At 36.2% G+C, this 18,449-nt stretch carries 13 protein-coding genes, 1 other RNA gene and 2 pseudogenes; 7 read left to right on the top strand and 9 right to left on the bottom strand.

The features are described from left to right. Positions 1 to 10: 10 nt before the first annotated feature. The 3 genes from H5J24_RS03270 to H5J24_RS03260 all read left to right on the top strand — a co-directional run bounded on the left by H5J24_RS03270 (position 11) and on the right by H5J24_RS03260 (position 4,360). The gene (locus H5J24_RS03270; RefSeq protein ID WP_068944408.1) at positions 11 to 1,669 is read left to right on the top strand and encodes a ribonucleoside-diphosphate reductase subunit alpha; all 1,659 of its coding nucleotides are present in this window, start codon (positions 11 to 13) and stop codon (positions 1,667 to 1,669) included. 543 nt (positions 1,670 to 2,212) lie between these two features. After that, positions 2,213 to 2,785 carry a hypothetical protein gene (locus tag H5J24_RS03265; RefSeq protein ID WP_068944409.1) on the top strand — a complete coding sequence of 191 codons (573 nt, stop codon included), beginning with the start codon at positions 2,213 to 2,215 and terminating at the stop codon, positions 2,783 to 2,785. Between the two features lie 6 nt (positions 2,786 to 2,791). Then, a complete protein-coding gene (locus tag H5J24_RS03260; RefSeq protein WP_068944410.1) occupies positions 2,792 to 4,360 on the top strand; it encodes a hypothetical protein in 1,569 nt (522 codons plus the stop codon). Positions 4,361 to 4,511: 151 nt separating this feature from the next. On the opposite strand, the gene H5J24_RS03255 is transcribed toward H5J24_RS03260, so the two are convergent. After that, positions 4,512 to 7,703, bottom strand: a complete 3,192-nt coding sequence (locus H5J24_RS03255) for a TonB-dependent receptor (RefSeq protein WP_232816020.1) — start codon at positions 7,701 to 7,703, stop codon at positions 4,512 to 4,514. A 218-nt stretch (positions 7,704 to 7,921) separates the two neighbouring features. On the opposite strand from H5J24_RS03255, the gene H5J24_RS03250 reads away from it, so the two are divergent. Together H5J24_RS03250 and H5J24_RS03245 are read left to right on the top strand one after the other, a co-directional pair. Further along, entirely contained in the window at positions 7,922 to 8,812 is an 891-nt protein-coding gene (locus tag H5J24_RS03250; protein WP_068944412.1) for a DUF72 domain-containing protein, read from the top strand. Positions 8,813 to 9,028: 216 nt separating this feature from the next. After that, the gene (locus H5J24_RS03245; protein ID WP_232816019.1) at positions 9,029 to 9,172 is read left to right on the top strand and encodes a hypothetical protein; all 144 of its coding nucleotides are present in this window, start codon (positions 9,029 to 9,031) and stop codon (positions 9,170 to 9,172) included. 98 nt (positions 9,173 to 9,270) lie between these two features. Here H5J24_RS03245 and H5J24_RS03240 read toward each other — a convergent pair whose 3' ends face one another. From H5J24_RS03240 to H5J24_RS03210, 7 genes and pseudogenes are all read right to left on the bottom strand, one after another. After that, a complete protein-coding gene (locus H5J24_RS03240) occupies positions 9,271 to 9,789 on the bottom strand; it encodes a hypothetical protein (protein ID WP_068945187.1) in 519 nt (172 codons plus the stop codon). 113 nt (positions 9,790 to 9,902) lie between these two features. After that, positions 9,903 to 10,550, bottom strand: a complete 648-nt coding sequence (locus H5J24_RS03235; RefSeq protein ID WP_068944414.1) for an HD domain-containing protein — start codon at positions 10,548 to 10,550, stop codon at positions 9,903 to 9,905. Then, a complete protein-coding gene (locus H5J24_RS03230) occupies positions 10,550 to 11,392 on the bottom strand; it encodes an alpha/beta hydrolase family protein (protein WP_068944415.1) in 843 nt (280 codons plus the stop codon). The genes H5J24_RS03235 and H5J24_RS03230 overlap by 1 nt, the downstream gene beginning before the upstream one ends. Positions 11,393 to 11,481: 89 nt before the next feature. After that, positions 11,482 to 12,371, bottom strand: a pseudogene (locus tag H5J24_RS03225) (ribokinase). A 66-nt stretch (positions 12,372 to 12,437) separates the two neighbouring features. Beyond that, positions 12,438 to 13,073: a DUF4241 domain-containing protein gene (locus tag H5J24_RS03220; protein WP_068944417.1), complete on the bottom strand. Its 636-nt coding sequence runs from the start codon at positions 13,071 to 13,073 to the stop codon at positions 12,438 to 12,440. A 9-nt stretch (positions 13,074 to 13,082) separates the two neighbouring features. Then, a complete protein-coding gene (locus tag H5J24_RS03215; RefSeq protein ID WP_068944418.1) occupies positions 13,083 to 13,445 on the bottom strand; it encodes a GIY-YIG nuclease family protein in 363 nt (120 codons plus the stop codon). A 72-nt stretch (positions 13,446 to 13,517) separates the two neighbouring features. Beyond that, positions 13,518 to 16,132 (bottom strand): annotated as a pseudogene (locus H5J24_RS03210) (valine--tRNA ligase). Positions 16,133 to 16,260: 128 nt separating this feature from the next. On the opposite strand from H5J24_RS03210, the gene H5J24_RS03205 reads away from it, so the two are divergent. Both H5J24_RS03205 and H5J24_RS03200 read left to right on the top strand, forming a co-directional pair. Continuing rightward, positions 16,261 to 16,725 (top strand): DUF1573 domain-containing protein, encoded by a 465-nt coding sequence (locus H5J24_RS03205; RefSeq protein WP_066700282.1) that lies wholly within the window; start codon positions 16,261 to 16,263, stop codon positions 16,723 to 16,725. A gap of 383 nt (positions 16,726 to 17,108) precedes the next feature. Continuing rightward, a complete protein-coding gene (locus tag H5J24_RS03200; protein ID WP_068944420.1) occupies positions 17,109 to 17,978 on the top strand; it encodes a polyphosphate kinase 2 family protein in 870 nt (289 codons plus the stop codon). Between the two features lie 69 nt (positions 17,979 to 18,047). Here H5J24_RS03200 and rnpB read toward each other — a convergent pair. Beyond that, positions 18,048 to 18,371, bottom strand: an RNA gene (gene rnpB / locus H5J24_RS03195) — RNase P RNA component class A. Positions 18,372 to 18,449 lie beyond the last annotated feature (78 nt).

Genomic DNA, 18,449 nt, shown 5'->3' with positions numbered 1-18,449 from the left:
TATAACATCTATGGAAGAGCAAAATTCAAATATATGGTGGCTCAATGAAGAGTCTGAGCAGATGCTGAACAGAGGATATCTGTTGAAAGGTGAAACGGTAGACGGAGCTATCGACAGAATTACTACTGCTGCTGCGAAAAGGTTATACAAACCAGAACTTCAGCCAGCTTTCAAAGAAATGATCACAAAAGGATGGATCAGTTTCTCTTCTCCTGTATGGGCTAATATGGGAACAGAGAGAGGTCTTCCTATCTCTTGTTTCAACGCTCACATTCCGGACAGCATTGAAGGAATTACTCATAAGATGGGTGAGGTGATCATGCAGACAAAAATCGGAGGAGGAACTTCAGGATATTTTGGAGAACTTAGAAACAGAGGTACCGCTGTAACAGATAACGGAAAATCTTCCGGAGCAGTTTCTTTCATGAAGCTTTTTGACACTGCAATGGATGTTGTTTCTCAGGGAGGGGTAAGAAGAGGAGCTTTTGCTGCTTACTTAGATATTGACCACGGAGATATTGAAGAATTTTTATCTATTAAAGATATCGGCAGCCCGATTCAAAACCTGTTCACCGGAGTATGTGTTCCGGATTACTGGATGCAGGATATGATTGATGGTGATATGGAGAAACGTAAAGTTTGGGCAAGAGTATTGGAAAGCCGCCAGCAAAAAGGCCTTCCTTACATTTTCTTTACCGATAACGTAAACAGAAACAAACCACAGGTATATAAAGACCTTGGAATGACGGTAAACGCAAGTAACCTTTGTTCTGAAATCATGCTTCCTTCTACCATGGAAGAGTCATTTATCTGCTGTCTGTCTTCCATGAACCTTGAACTGTATGATGAGTGGAAAGATACGGATGCTGTTAAATTAGCCGTTTACTTCCTGGATGCTGTATTATCTGAATTTATCGACAAGACTGAAGGAAACTACTACTTACAAGGGGCAAGAAACTTTGCAATGCGTCACAGAGCTCTTGGATTAGGAGTTCTAGGATACCATTCTTACTTACAGAAAAACATGATTCCATTTGAAAGCTTTGAGGCGACTCAGTTCAATGCAAGAGCATTCAGACATATCAAAGAACAGGCTGAGCAGGCTTCAAGAGAATTGGCTAACATCTACGGTGAACCAGATGTACTGAAAGGATATGGATTAAGAAATACCACTACCATGGCTATTGCTCCTACCACTTCAAGTTCTGCGATCTTAGGACAGACTTCTCCTGGAATTGAGCCTTTCTCTTCTAACTATTATAAAGCAGGTCTTGCTAAAGGAAACTTTATGCGTAAGAATAAATACCTGGCAAAACTATTAAAAGAAAAAGGATTAGATAACGAGGAAACATGGAGAACGATCATGTTGAATCACGGTTCTGTACAACATCTGAATGAACTTACTCCTGAAGAAAAGGCAGTATTCAAAACATTCAAAGAAATCTCTCCAATGGAGATTATTTCTCAGGCTGCACAAAGACAGCAATACATTGACCAGGCACAGTCTCTGAACCTTCAGATCCCATCTACAATGCCTGTAAAAGATGTAAACTATTTATATATTGAAGCTTGGAAAAAAGGAGTAAAAACTCTTTACTACCAAAGAAGTTCTTCTGTTTCAAAAGAAATGATGGTGAACTTTGTATCTTGTTCAAGCTGCGAAGCATAAGATCAAATAATAAACGCACTATATAGTGGAGCACACCCTTTTGGGTGTGCTTTTTTATTATATTTAAAATTTAACAAAAATTTAACATTTAGGTTTTAAAAACTTATTTTTATTAAATCATCTATTAATACTGAAAATATCAGTCCTTCACTCTCCAAATAGTGAATCAATTACTAATATTACTGATTTTCAATTATCAATATAAAGTAATTTTATTTACATTTGTTAAAGAAAAACCAAATAAATTATTTTTTAATAAATAAAATACCAACAATCAGGCTTATTATTGAACATAAATTTAATACGAAACAAAGATTGTATTAAGATTAAGTTTAAATTAATAAACAAGCCTCTTTTGGTAATTGAGAAACAGGTTATTATTTTTAAAAAACACAATATAAAAGAGAAAAAAATACATTATCAATACAACACGGTATAGGGTGTTCTAATTCTCCCTTTAATTTAAAAACACAAAAAAAATCAGACTACCTCATTACGCTTAGCAAAAATTGCTACAATATAAACACAAACAATTATTTCGAAATGAACAAAGTTATTACCCTAATGATGGCAATGGCCAGTATTACTTTCTATGCACAAGTAGGAATTAATACCACAACTCCTGATCAGAGCGCAGCGTTAGATGTTACAAGTACTTCCAAGGGTGTACTTCTACCAAGAATCAGCAATCTAACCTCTATTACCAATCCAGCTACAGGACTCATTATTTTTGATACCAACAAAAAATGTATCAGCCAAAATGTAGGAACTCCTGCAACTCCTGATTGGACATGCCTTTCTCCGTATGTATCTAAGTTTTTTTACATGCCGAGTATCGTTTTTGACACCACAACAACTTCAACAGGCCAAACGAAAGATCTGTATACATTATATAAAAACCAGTTCTCGAATGTCCCGGCAAATGCCAGAAGTACATCTGCTCCGGCTTCAATTCCTTTTTTTCCCAATGCAACAGATTTATATTATTATGTAACGGGCTATGACACTTCTGTTTTTAAAATAAACAGCGTCAGCAGCACAGGTATATTGAATTATGATGTTTTATCAAATGCGACTTCAGCATCTTTCATTAACATCGTATTTGTTGTAAAATAGGCAGTCATGAAAAAGAATTTTAAAAGGCTGTCTTTGATGAGCCTCATTTTCGCACTGCTTACAAACTTTATGTATGCACAGACAGACAGTACCGAAGTAGCAAGTATCTATGGGTTTTATTCCTATTCCAATTCGCTTATGAATGCCTCTTCAGCTTCTGAGCTTACAATACAGGGAAACGCGTCACATACTTCTACAGGAGTACAGCTTACTCCGGCAAGCTCAGGGCAGTTTGGAGGATTATTTATCAATGGCAGGACTTTTACTTCCGTAAACGGACTTCATGTTGAGTTTGAATATGATATGAAAAACGGAACTCCCTTGAGTGGTACTTATGGAGACGGTTTATCCTTTTTCCTATATGACGGTGCAGTAACAAGCCCTACAATTGGTGCTCCGGGAGCAGGCCTTGGATATTCATATAACAGAGCACAGAATACCTACGCCAGCCAAAGAAAGCAAGGTTTATCATCCGCTTATCTAGGCATTGCCCTGGATGAGTTTGGGAATTTTAAATCAAAGCGTTTTCAGGGTGAATCAAGGGTAAATGGAATTGCAGGAGTAACCTGGTCTCAACCGACAAGCCATGTAACCTTAAGGGGTGCAAGAGGTGCTGCAATCAATACAACAGGACTAGGAGATGGTTTTACAGGATATCCCGTTCTGATTACGCGATCTACATTAAGCAATTCGGGAACTGTAGGCAGGGTATTACAAACTGACAGAAGCTACTTGGCAACCACCAATACTCTTTCTTCAGTATTTGATCTTAGAAATAATGCCGGAGAATTCAGAAAAGTATATCTTGACCTGATTCCTCATTTTATAAGCAGTACCACCACAGACGGATTTGATATAAAAGTTGATATTCAGACAACACAAAACGGAACACCTGTTAATATCATCAACTATTATCATTATAAGACGTCAATACCTTATACAGAAAATGCCAATCCTCAAACTACTGATTTTAATACTTCGGATGTGGAAGGAACTGCAACTCCCCAGACACTTAATGCAACAACTCCAGCTTTTTTAAAGTTAGGCTTTGCTGCCTCTACAGGAGCAGCATTCCAGCAGCATATTATCCGAAATGTGAAATTAACCCTTCCTTATTCAGCGGTAACAAATGATGACATAGCTTCTACATGTAAGTTTCAACCTGTTAATATCCCGGTTTTCAATAATGATATAGCTTATAAAGGTCCTATCAGCATTACAACTCCACCCACTGGAAGTAATACCAATATTGATTATTCAACATTCAGTTTTACAAAGACCAGTGATACAGATCTTACATTGTACCGTAAAAAAACAACTAGTCAAGGAACATGGACCTACAACAAATCAACTGGTATTGTCACATTTAGCCCTTCAGGCGCATTTACTGGAACAGCAACAATGACTTATACAGTAAAAGGAAGAACAGTGAAGGATTCAAATGGTAAAATTGTTGAACCTTATGGTGACACTGCTTATCGGTCTGTTCCGGCTACCATTACGGTTAATCTAAAAACGACTGGCTGTACCTATTCAGCCATTTCAAACAGAATGGTTACACAAACGATAAAATAAGTGATCAAAAAAAGTTTTTTTTTAGTGGAATGGAAGAAATAATATGTCTCAGCCTGTAAGAAGTCATATTATTTCTTCTTTTATTTTACACAGCAAAAAGGCCCGGAAAGAAAATCCGAACCTTTGAAAGAAGTATAGTAAAAAAGAGTAATTAAAAATTATATCTCACCCCCAGCTGAGCTTGAAACCTTGAAGCAAACTGATCGATGGTATAAGCAGGGCCCGGTGTTTTGAAGTTATAAGTAGGGTCTCCGGCTGATGGCTGCCCTGATGCGATATTTCCAGCTTTGGTAAGCCCTACACTTGCTGTAGAATTGAATGTATTTGGTACAAAGTACACTTTACCCCAATCCTTATTCAATAAGTTTGTGAAATTGATGATACTTAAAGAGATCTGAATAGTATTTTTAGATTTTTCACTCAGTCTGATCTCATCCATGATTCTGATATCTGCCTGAATATTCCAAGGTGTTGTATCACCATTCCTTTCCGTAAACTTTCCTCTTCTTGATTTCAGATAATCATTATTATTAACGAAGTTCTCATAATCAGCAACCTGCTGCTGGGCACTTACCACTATATTTCCTGATCCATCTTTTATAGGAACAATATATTTTGCAGCTTCAGCAGCATCTTTAAAGATATAAGCAAGACCTGCGGCTTGTCCCGTATTGGCAATCGTACTGTTTACAAATCCCCATGAAAAAGGATTTCCTGATTGTGCATTAAAATATACATTGGTATATAACTTATTGGATTTGGAAATATTAAACGCATATCCAAGATTAGCTACGATTCTGTTTTTGATGGCAAAATTAGAAGTTGTCAGTTTAGGATCATTGGGTGTCAGCGATTGATTCATCTGCCAGTTACTTTCCATTGAGTTTCTGATACCGTTCGTAATATCTTTCGCGTCACCATACGTATAGGCTGCAAAGAAATTAAATCCGAAATGATATGATTTTGAAATCTGAGCGGTCAGGTTGTAACGATATCCTTCCTTTGTATTGGATAAAAGGTAGGCATTAGAGAACTTACTATTGATATTGGTTGTGTAAATTGGCATTTCATGATTCACATCATAACTGTAATACGTTACATTATCTGTTTTATTCACCTGCTGGAATTTCAGATCATAAAGTACTTTCGTATAAATACCTTCCAAAGTCAATTTATATCCGGCAACAGTATAATCCAATGCCAGAGAACTTCTCCAAACTCTTGGCATTTTAAAATTGTTATCAATAAGGTCAACCTGTACTTTAGATGCCTTTGGGTCTTTGGTTGGATTCTGCCAATTCGGAAGATTAGTTCCTACCAATGGATCCCCATACTGTGCAATCTGTGATGTTGTTGGCCCATTGATATCATAACTTCCAAAACCAACTCCATCATTATAATAAGCATATCCTAACCACGCAAACGGAATTCTTCCTACAAAAATACCTGAACCTCCTCTTAATACCACAGATCTGTCTTCTGTAACATCAATGGTAAATCCAAGCCTTGGAGATAATGTTGGTTTGTTAAGATAACTGTTGGTCAACTGGCTCAACGGGGTATAGCTATAAGTATTTCCTAAATTAGGATCCTGAGGAGATTGATTCACCAATGGACTTAGCTGTGGCTTATTAGGTAGATCTGTATAATCTACTCTTACCCCTGGCGAAAGTCTCACTCTTCCCCAATTGATCTCATCCTGCAGATATAAGGAAAGAAGGTTTACTTTATATTGAGCATACGGATTGTCAAAAAGATCCTCTCTGCTGTTCCCGCCAAAAGGATAAGTTCCTCTTACTCTTGCAGGAGTACCATTATAAAAATCGTTTAATGATTTATAAGATATTCTTCCGTTCAAAGCATTTACAAAGCCATAGTTGATATTATATAGCTCATTGTGAGTTCCCAGTAAGAAAGTATGATTCCCTGTTTTATAAGTTAAGTTATCTGTAATTTCGAAAGTCTTCTGCTTCATGTTGAAAACAGTGGCTTCCCTATCATTCCCTAACAGAATAGTTCCACCGTTATGAGTAATTTCAACTTGTGGAAACATCGCATTACCAGAAGTTGGATCTCTATAATCATGAATAGAAGAATACCCAACCACCAAATTGTTATTCCATTTATCATTAAAACGGCTTTTCAACTCAAGTGTAGTTGTGGATGCTGTATTTTTCTGAACAAAATCCATACTTGAAAACCTGAAATTAGCACCATCTCTTTCAAGGTTGGATGCCTGAGAAAAGACCGTATTATTTTTGATAGATAAAGTATGCTTATCATTGATCTTCCAATCTAACTTATTAAAAAGCTTAGCACTTTCAGAAAAGTTATTGTATCCATTAAAACTTCCCACATTGAACCCGTATTTCTTTTGTACAAAATCTGATATTTTTTGTGCTGTAGACTCATCAATCAGGGCATTAGGATCGTTTGCATTATAAAATATGGGGTCTACCCTTTTCGTATACTCCAGGTTTGTAAATAAAAACACTTTATCCCTCACTACCGGCAGCCCTACTCTTCCACCATAAATAAAATCTGAGAAGTCACTTGGCATTTTAGAATTATCCCCCACTCTGTTTCTTCCTGTGATCGCTGCATTTCTTCCATACACATACAATGAACCAGTTACATCATTACTTCCGCTTCGGGTCACCGCATTGATACTTCCGCCAAGAAAATTTCCAAGCTTTACATCATAAGGAGCGATATACACCTGTACATCCTGAATAGCATCCAAACTGATCGAATTGGAACGCGTACTGCTTCCCGGCATCCCTGACGTTCCTGTCTGTCCTCCCAAAGAGGGGCTGAAACCAATTGCATCGTTGTTGATGGAACCATCAATCGTAACGTTGTTATAACGGAAATTGGTACCATTAAAAGAATTATTGGCACTTTGAGGAACTAATTTGGTAACATCCTGAATTCCACGGTTGATATTAGGAAGCCCTGAAATCTGTGCCTGACTGATCCCAACTCCGTTTTTTACAACTGTTTTTTTAGAAGTGATCTTCACTTCATCAATGGTCTTCTCTTTGTTTCCAATTTCTACCACGGGAAGATCATTACTTCCTAATGAAAGCTGTAAATTAGGATTTTCATAAATAACCTGTGACCCGTCAGATATTTCCAATTTATAAGGACCTCCCGGCTGAAGATTATCTAAGCTAAACTGCCCTTTATTATTACTTTTGGTTTCAAAGGTACTATTGGTAGGGACATGCACGATCTTTACCGTAACTTCAGAAGAAATTCCTTTTAGTCTTCCAAAAATTCTAGAGCTGGTTTCCTGTGAGAATGCGAATCCAAAAGATAACAAAGCAAAAGCACAGATCAATTTTTTTCTTCATATTTTTAATGCTACAAAACTTGTCACAAAATTAGATCGGGGAAAAATGAAGTATGGTAACATAGAATTAACATTGCGTAACATAAAGTTTAATATTTCCTTAAAAAAAACTTAATATCCATCATCATCTGTTCCCGCATTTTATATTCTTTCTATGAAAATCACAGCAAAAAAATGCTTAATTTTAAACATTAAAACAGCTTAATATGAAATTCGGACAAGTAGAAGACCCTTCAAAAATAGACTTCACCCTTCCCAAAGATCATTCCAGAACCAAGGAAATTTTGAGCCTTAATAAAAAAGGACTGGAAAATATTTCGATCGGATGTGCCAAATGGAACAAAACAGATCTTAAAGGATTTTATCCTAAAGGAACCAAAGATGAGTTGACCTATTATGCCACCCAATTTAATTCCATCGAACTCAATGCAACCTTTTACGGAATGCCTACCCCGGATCAGGTAAAAACATGGAAGGAAAAAACTCCCGAAAACTTTAAATTCTTCCCTAAGATCACCAATACCGTTTCTCATTTCAGAAGGCTCATAGACGTTATAGATCCTGTTACTCATTTTGCTTCTGCTGTTATCAATTTTGATGAAAAAATGGGAATGGCTTTCCTTCAGCTTCATGATAACTTTAAGCCAAAAGATTACGACAGATTGGAAAAATTTGTAAAAGAATGGCCTAAAGAAGTTCCTCTTGCTATAGAGCTTAGAAATACGGAATGGTTTACCAATGAAGAAATCCTGAATACAACCTGTGAGCTGTTTGAAGCTTACAATATCACCAATATCATTGTAGATACTGCCGGAAGAAGAGATATGCTTCACATGCGCCTTACTACTCCCAATGCGTTTATACGATATGTAGGAGCCAATGCAGAGAGTGATTATGAAAGACTGGATGATTGGTTAAAACATCTTACCCAATGGAAAAAAGAAGGTCTTCAGAATCTCTATTTCTTCGTTCACCAGAACATTGAAAAAGCTTCCCCTCTCCTTTCTGCTTACTTCATCAAAAAAATGAATGAAGAGTGGAAAACTGACCTTCATATTCCCAAAATGGCCACTGAAAGTACTGGAACCTTATTTTAGTTAAAATTTTAAATGGAATAATTTTAATTTACTGCTGTATTGCAATAAATCACTTTTCATAACGTAAAAATTTATAAATTAGAGTATGTTCTGTTGTTCATTAATAGGACATACTTAAAAAATAAATGTCATGAAAAAGAAATTTGCAAAATCAGCATCTCGAGCAATTGGCTTGGAGATGAATATACCTTCTATGAGGATCACACGATAAAAAGAGTGTATGACAACCATAGTCTGAACTCCAACAAAACAGAATGGCTGGAACCTTGCCAGATCAGTAAACAAAATAAAGATAAGTTAATAAAAGGCTGTCCTGAAGAGTTTAAAGAACAGATTATGTACCTTCTTGATTATCCTTAATAAAAAAACTCTCGCAGATTTCGCAAATATAGCAGATTGATATCATACAATCATCTGCCAGATCAGCAAAATCTGTGAGAATTTATATAATTGGGCTCTTATTTATTTTTCTTCAGAAGCAATACCAGATTGAGAAATAAAAGCAGAAAATCTAATGTAATCCAGATTCCCAGCTTTGTATTTTCATAATTATAGGCATCAACCTGCTTCTTAGCAGCATCAGACAATTTCATGCTTTGATTGATATAATTCTGCACTTCTACAATCTGATCGATATTCTTATTAGGAACAGAATGTTGTGAGAAATATACCAGATTCTTTTTTCCAAGATACCCTACAATCCAATACTCATCAGACTTATCCATTTTCAGATATTCTATCCTGTAATATTCAGGACGTACTTTCCCGATATGCTTAGGCTCAAGCTTCGTGATATTATCAACTTTATTGACATTGATAAGATAAAAATCCAAAGCCTGTGGAAGTTTATTAATGACCTGTAGGCCTACAGAATTATCAACAAATGCCACCGCACTTTTCTTTATAAACCAATACGTAAAAATTGAAATGGAAGAAACTACTGTTACAATACGGAACAGTCTTGCCCATTTTGCCATTCTTCCCGACTTTACTTTATATAAAATCAGGGAAAATATACACGCCCAAAAGATAACAAGAATGAGAAATACCATACTGCAAAGATACTGATTTCAGAATTTTTGAGAGAATGTTAATCTACATTCCACTCTTTATAGAACTGATCAAGGAAATTCAGCATATAATCGTGTCTTTCCTGGGCCATCTTTTTCCCATGTTCGGTATTCATCAGATCCTTCAGCAGCAATAGTTTTTCATAAAAATGATTGATTGTTGTCCCGTTAGATTTTTTATATTGCTCTTTAGACATATTCAAATCAGGCTGAACATTGGGGTCATACATCAAATTATTTTTAAAACCGCCAAAATTAAATGTCCTTGCTATTCCAATTGCTCCAATAGCATCAATACGGTCGGCATCCTGTACAATTTTCAATTCAAGTGGTGGATTAGCAGGGGCCTGGCTTCTGTTTTTAAATGAAATATTTTCAATCACAAATAAAACCTTTTCAATGGTTTCATCAGGAACATTTTGATTTTCTAAAAATTCTCTGGATATTCTTGGAGCTATAGTTTCGTCTCCATTATGAAATTTAGGATCTGCAATATCATGCAATAATGCAGATAATTCTACTACATTCGGATCGCAGGTTTCTTCTGTTTCTGCTATTTTTTTAGCAAGCTTCCATACTCTTTCAATATGGAACCAGTCATGTCCGGCTTCAGCTCCTTCTAATTTTTCCTTTACAAATTCTACGGTATTGTTAATCGTACTTTTCATTAATCTATCAGTTCATTTAAAATAATATTCCAGAGCTTGTGATTATAGCTTCTAAAAAAATTAACATGCCCGATTTCTTTTTTCTCGGACTCTGCGGTTTTCACCAGCCTGTAAGTCGGTTTAAGATTAGGATAAGTATTGTTTAAAAGACTCAGAACTCCTTTTTCTGTCAGCCAGACATCATCCTCAGCACGAATAACAAATACTTTCTGTGTTAAATTTTTAGAATAATCATCAATCTTCTCCAACAGTCTGTTGGTTGATTTTTTGTTTAAAATTAAGGTTCTCCAATCATATGCACAATTTTTTGGAAGACTTTCTCCAAGTCCAAACCAATTTGCAGGAAAATACCCTAACAATGAAGTCGTTAACGGCTGCACAATTCCGAATCCCAGATAGGCTTCAATCTTTGTCTTCAGCCTGAGATTTCCCACAAATGCATTCTGAGTTCCTACAAACACAAATTCTTCAAACATTTCAGAATCTTCATTCATTCCTAAAATCAAAGCTCCTACCGAATGTCCCAAACAGAACTTTCTATGCTTGGGAAACTTATTTTTAATGTATGTTGTAAGTGTTTTATAATCCTTTGAACCCCAAATTCTCATAGATCCATGGAACCCTTTCATATTTTCCGGTTTAGACAATCCTATTCCTCTGTAATCATAAGTAATCACAGTAAATCCCTGCTCTGAAAAATATTGGGCAAAAGAAAAATAAACCTGCTGCTTTACCCCCGTTGCTGAGTTGATGAGCAATAGTTTTCCATTATTTTTTTCAGATTGAAAAAGATGAACAGCCAAAGATGCTTGATCTTCTGTGGTAAGTATTAGTTTTTCCATAGATAAAAGAAAAAAATCCACTATAAAAGTGGACATTTTCAATATATTATTATGTTTAGTTTTAAACTTTCGATATGCCGTAAATAGCTTTAAGAAAGGAAATCTGATATTCTTGGCAAGCCGGTCTGTGAACCTTTGCCTCCGGAAACACGCGATGAAACCTCATTTCCAAATTTTACACATTCTTCTACAGAGTTCCCATGGCAAAGTGCGATCGCAAATCCTGAAGTAAATGCATCTCCCATCCCCATCTTATAAACTGTCTTCTCTTTATTCTTTCTATAGTACTTCATTTCTGTACCATCAAAGTAAATAGTAGAATTCGTATCATCTCTTACAAACACTTTGTTAAAGTATTTTTTAAGAACCTCTTCTCTCTTTTCTTCTCCAAAAATAATGAATAATTCATTACTTTTAGCTACAATAAAGTCTACCATTTCCAGAATTTCATCATTCACTCTCATCGCTGGAGAAGCATACAGCCCTACTTTCTTGCCATATTTTTTAGCTTTTCTCACCGTATATTCCACTACATCCATTGAAACCTCAAGCTGTACCAGAACAAGGTCTGAAGTATGAAAATAGCGATCAGCCTCATCAATATGAGATTTATTAAGATATTTGTTGGCTGCAGGTACTACTACAATAGCAGCATTTCCCTGGGATGTTGTTACATAAGCTGTTCCTGTTGACTCTTTATCTGTTTCATGTACAAAACCTACATTCACACTTTCGCCCACCAGGTTTCTCATGATTTGCTGTCCCAGAGGATCCATTCCAACACAACCTATAAAATAAACACTGGCTCCCAATCTTGCTGTTCCTACTGCCTGATTGGCTCCTTTCCCCCAAAATAACTTTCTGAGTTGACTGCCAGAACAGTTTCGTTAGGCGAAGGAAGTTTATCGGTTTCCAAAACAAGATCTATTGAAGAGCTTCCTACAACGATAATTTTTGGTTGTTCTGATGAGAAATTCATTGTGTTTTGATATTAGTTTAAAGATTATAACAGACTAAATTCCGTGCCAAAAATAATTAATTTTCCCTAACTTATTTCAATAAATTCTGTAATAATTTTCACTGGTGATTGATTTCTATCATAAGCAATATAGCTTGCATAAAAACCTTCCCCATATCCGGTCTCAAAAGCAAATATAGTTCCCGGGTGAGATTCTGAAGGCTTTAAAAATGCATATTGATCTATTGCTCCGTTTTCATCAAAGAAATACTCATGGAAAAACTCTTCGTATATTCCCATAAAATCTCCGCCTTTGTTATGATAAAGCCTTTGTTCCAGTTCATTAAGACTTTTTTGAGTATCCACATCCATGAAACAGCCCATTCCGCTTTCTACGGGATATCCAAACACTTCTCCTTCTGCCAGTTCTTTTATATGCTGCCCCTCAGTAGTAGCCAGCTTCCAGTCTGCAATTTCTGAAGTATTAAAAATAATTTCTGCATAGGCTACACAATTACTATCTCTCTCTTTATGCAGCATTACAGAAAATTCTCCTTTTGGAAATTCTGTAGAAAAAGGCAGCATATCATTGGTGATTAAAGGATCACAAGCGACCAGCTTTCCACTGGAAAGATAGATTTTCCCTACTTCAAAGCTTTCTAATAACGGGCTTTCTACAAAGTCCTTCGAAAATAGCTTTTTTATGTTTTCTATATGTGTCATTTTATTGTATTACTTATTCTCAGTGTCAGGCTGAGCGGAGTCGAAGCCTTTTTGATTTTTGCTCTCAAAATTATCAGAGTGACTTTTGTTGTGGCAAACAGACAACTCTTTTAATTGATCCCAATTATCATTAATTATAGCTTCTTTTTTCTTTCTACTCCAACCTTTCACTTGTTTTTCAAACGCTATTGCTTGAATAATGTCATTAAATACATAAAAGAAGACTAGTTCAACCGGTCTTCTTTTATAAGTATAACTTTCAGGAAACTTACCTGATTGATGTTGAGCTAATCTCACTTCAATATCATTGGTAACCCCTGTATAATAGGAGTTGTCGGAACATCTTAAAATATACACGAAATATTGTTTCATTTTTATTCCAAAAAAGGCTTCGACTCCGCTCAGCCTGACATTCCAACAACCACTTTGGTTTATTGGTGTTATTTACAAACTTTTCAGCTTCTCTTCCAAGATCGCAATCTTATCAAGAGCATCTTTTTGTTTCTTACGTTCAACCTCTACAATTTCAGGTTTTGCGTTTGCTACAAACTTCTCGTTGGAAAGCTTTTTATCTACTGAAATTAAGAATCCTTTCAGATACTTTAATTCTTCTTCAGTTTTAGCTTTTTCTTCCCCTAAATCTAAGTTTTCACTTAAAGGAATAGAAACCTCAGTTGCTCCTACAAGGAATGTAAAGCTTGGTTTATCTGTTTTCTGCCCAAAGTGGATTTCAGAAACATTGGCCAGTTTTCTTACTACGGCTTCATTAGCAAATTCAGCAGCATTGGTATATATTTCAGCTGCTTCTCTTGGAGAAATTCCTTTGGTCTGTCGGTAATTTCTAACTCCAGAGATCAATTCTGCTGCTGTTTCAAAGTTTTTAATGATCGTTTCATCAAACGCAGCCGCTTCTTTTTGCTGAGCAACAACTAAAGCGTCTTCAATATTTCTCTCTGAAATCATCTGCCATAATTCTTCTGTCAAGAAAGGCATGAACGGATGAAGTAATTTCATCAGTTCTTCAAAGAAATATATTGTTTTATTATACACTTCTTTAGAAATACCTTCTCCATAATTTGGTTTGATGGCTTCCAGGTACCAACCACAAAAATCATCCCAAATTAATTTATAGATCAAATGCAGGGCATCAGAAATTCTAAATTTCTCAAACTGATCGTTGATTTCAGCAATCGTTTTATTTAATTTATTTTCAAACCATTCGATAGCCTGGTTATCTGTAGCAATTGCTGGTTTATCTTCATGATTCCACATGTTAATCAAACGGAAAGCATTCCAGATCTTTGTCATGAAGTTTCTACCCTGAAGCATTAAATCTTCATCAAAAAGAAGGTCATTTCCTGCTGCAGAGCTTAGTAGAATACCTACCCGAACTCCATCAGCACCATATTTATCCATTAATTCAAGCGGATCCGGAGAGTTTCCTAAAGATTTTGACATCTTTCTTCTCTGCTTGTCTCTTACGATTCCTGTAAAGTAAACATTCTTAAACGGAACTTCTTTTCTGTATTCCAATCCAGCCATAATCATTCTGGCTACCCAGAAGAAGATAATATCCGGCCCGGTAACCAAGTCAGAAGTTGGATAATAATAGTTGATATCTTTATTTTCCGGATCAAGTAATCCATCAAATACAGACATTGGCCACAACCATGAAGAGAACCAGGTATCTAGCGCATCATCATCTTGTCTAAGACCTTCTATTGTTAATTCCTGATTTCCTGTTTTTTGTTTTGCTAATTCTAAAGCTTCTTCTTTGGTTTCAGCAACTACAAAATCTTCATCTCCTGCACCGTAATAGTACGCCGGAATTTGCTGCCCCCACCAAAGCTGACGGGAAATATTCCAGTCACGGATGTTTTCCATCCAGTATTTGTAAGTATTTTTAAACTTATCCGGATAGAATTTTACTTCGTCATCCATTACTACATCCAATGCCGGCTTAGCAATTTCAGACATTTTAAGGAACCATTGTACTGAAACTTTAGGTTCAATCACTGCTCCTGTTCTTTCGGATGTCCCTACTTTATTTACGTAATCTTCTGCTTTTAGTAAAAGACCTTTTTCTTCTAATTCTTTTGCGATCTGCTTTCTTACATCAAATCTGTTTTGTCCTGCATAGTGAAGACCATGCTCGTTAAGATTTCCATCATCATCCAATGCATCAATCATTTTCAACTGATGCTTCTGCCCGATTTCATAGTCATTGGTATCGTGTGCAGGGGTAATTTTCAATGCTCCTGTTCCAAACTCGATGTCAACATATTCATCCTCAATAATAGGAATTACTCTGTCAACGATAGGTACAATTACATTTTTACCTTTTAGGTGAGCGTATCTCTCATCATTCGGATTGATACATACGGCAGTATCCCCGAAAATAGTTTCAGGACGTGTAGTGGCTACAGAAAGGAATTCTTCTGAACCTTCAATTTTATATTTAAGGAAATATAATTTTCCGTTCTGCTCTTTAAAGATTACCTCTTCATCTGAGATATTGGTTTTCGCTTCCGGGTCCCAGTTTACCATTCTGTATCCTCTATAGATCAAACCTTTGTTATATAGATCTACAAAACTTTTGATAACCTGTTGTGAAAGTTTATCCTCTAAAGTGAAGTGGGTTCTGTCCCAGTCACATGAACATCCTAACTTTTTAAGCTGCTCAAGGATTGTTCCACCGTATTTATCAGTCCATTCCCAGGCATGTTCAAGGAATTGCTCACGGGTAATATCAGACTTGCTGATTCCTTCAGACTTCAACTTAGCAACAACTTTAGCTTCGGTAGCAATAGAAGCGTGATCTGTTCCCGGAATCCAACAAGCATTAAACCCGCGCATTCTTGCACGACGGACCAGAACATCTTGGATGGTATTGTTCAACATATGTCCCATGTGTAAGATCCCCGTCACGTTTGGCGGCGGAATGACCACGGTATATGGTGGTTTCTCATTAGGCTCTGAGTGGAAGTATTTGTTTTCCAACCAGTAATTGTACCATTTTGTTCTGTTTCCTGTGGATTGTACTTTTCTGAAATCTGCATAAATTCTATTTCTTTGGCTTGCAATTTGCAAAAATAGTCTAAAGAAAAAAATTTTTAAGCATGAATTAAAATAATTTTTAACTTTGTTTCACAAAATTTATCTAACAAACATATTAACATTCAAGAATATGAAGAAATTAATCGCAGGAATTGCATTATTCGGAACATTTGCTCTTGCATCTGCACAAACTATTACGTTTGATAAAACTACTTTCGACTATGGTAACATTAAGCCTAGTTCTGATGGTACAAGATTCTTTACAGTAACTAACACTGGTGATAAGCCTTTGATCATTTCAAACGTAAAACCATCTTGTGGATGTACTACTCCTGAGTTCAGCCAGGATCCGATCATGCCAGGAAAATCTGCTAAGATCAAAGTTGGATACAACACTGCTCTTACGGGAGGGTTCAACAAAATGATTGAGGTTTTCTCTAATGACCCTGCTAACAGCAGAAGCGTAATCTATATCAAAGGAAACGTAGATGCTAATGCTCCTGAACCAAAAGTATTAACTCCTGCTGAGCAGAAAGAAGCTGCTAAAGCTGAGAAAAAAGCTGCAAAAATTGCTAAGAAAGCTGCTGCAAAATAATTTTCTACTTAAAAATAATGAAACCGTCTCTCTTGAGGCGGTTTTTTGTTATATTTATAGTAACAGATATTAGACAATATCAACTTTATTTCATCACCATATGACGCATCTCTTTAGGTTTTGGCTAAAACCAATGGAATATTTTAAATCTATTTGATCGGCCGGGCTAAAGCCCGCCCCTATTGATGCTGATATTCGAGTGGATATACACAAACGCAATAGTTGTTTAACGACAAGATCTTTTATCTTTTATCTTTTATCTTTTATCTTTTATCTTTTATCTTTTATCTTTTATCTTTTATCTTTTATCTTTTATCTTTTATCTTTTATCTTTTATCTTTTATCTTTTATCTTTTATCTTTTATCTTTAAATAAAAAAATATATGGACACCAATTTCTCAGACGACTTTAAGGTAAATGGAAAATTCTCAATAGAAAAAGCATCTACTTCTTATAAGGGAAAACTTACCAAAGAAGAAGGGACTCAATTATTAATTCAGGAAAAAGAAAAACTCCGTGAACTGCAGGAAAAACTATACGCCGATGGAAGCCAATCTCTTCTGGTTGTACTCCAGGCTATGGATGCCGCAGGGAAAGACAGCATGATAGAACATGTATTTGGAGGAGTAAACCCTCAAGGCTGTAATGTAACCAGCTTTAAAACACCAAGTTCAAAGGAATATTCCCACGATTTTCTCTGGAGGCATTATCTGGCCTTACCTCAAAAAGGAATGATCGGAATTTTCAACCGCTCTCATTACGAAAGTGTTTTGGTCTGTAAAGTTCACCCTGAATATAATTTAAGTGAGAAAACATGGTCTTCTGTAAAAGATTTTGACAATAAATTCTGGGAAAACCGCTATGAAAGTATCAGAAACTTTGAGAAACATCTTGCTCAGAACGGAACAACCATTATCAAAATTTTCCTGCATGTTTCTAAGGACGAGCAAAAGAAAAGACTTCTGGACAGGATCAACGAACAGGAAAAAAACTGGAAGTTTTCTGCTGGAGACCTTCCGGAAAGAGCTTTATTTGATCAGTATATGGAAGCTTATGAAACAGCGATCAACGAAACATCAAAGGATCATGCCCCATGGTATGTACTTCCTGCAGATAATAAATGGTTTGCAAGAATGGCAGCAATCCAGATTATTATAGACACGTTGGAAAAAATGAATCTTAAATATCCTCAGCTTTCGGAAAAAGATAAATTGGAATTACAGGAAGCAAAAAAGCAATTGGAAAGTGAATAAAAACAAAACCTCAGATGTACTTATCTGAGGTTTTTTATTTAAATAAAGACTATCTATATTTTCCAAAAAATCACGAGAAAATCTATAAGCCGGATTCTGTACTTCCGAAGAAGCGCCTGTTATTTATCTACGTCTTACATTGCTGCAACACTTGAGCTGATTACCCCTCGGTTTTCAGGACGAGCCGCCCCTATTTCCATTACTGAAAAGAACCGATATACTTACCATTGCACCGCAAAGAGTTTACCTGGTTTCACTACAGCCGAACTGTACTTGCTTTCTGTTGCACTTGTCCTACCCTCACGGGTGACGGATGTTATCCGCTTTGCTGCTCTATGGTGTCCGGACTTTCCTACCTCCCGTAAACGGGAAATCAACAAGCCGATTTTCTCGCGGGTGCAAAGATACATAAATTTTGCGGTAAAAGTATAAAGAGGTTCGAAGCAGGAAGTGAGAGGCAGGGAATCATTG

The organism is Chryseobacterium capnotolerans (genome assembly GCF_021278965.1).
Taxonomy (GTDB): domain Bacteria; phylum Bacteroidota; class Bacteroidia; order Flavobacteriales; family Weeksellaceae; genus Chryseobacterium; species Chryseobacterium capnotolerans.
This window is presented reverse-complemented; position numbering and strand designations above follow the sequence as displayed.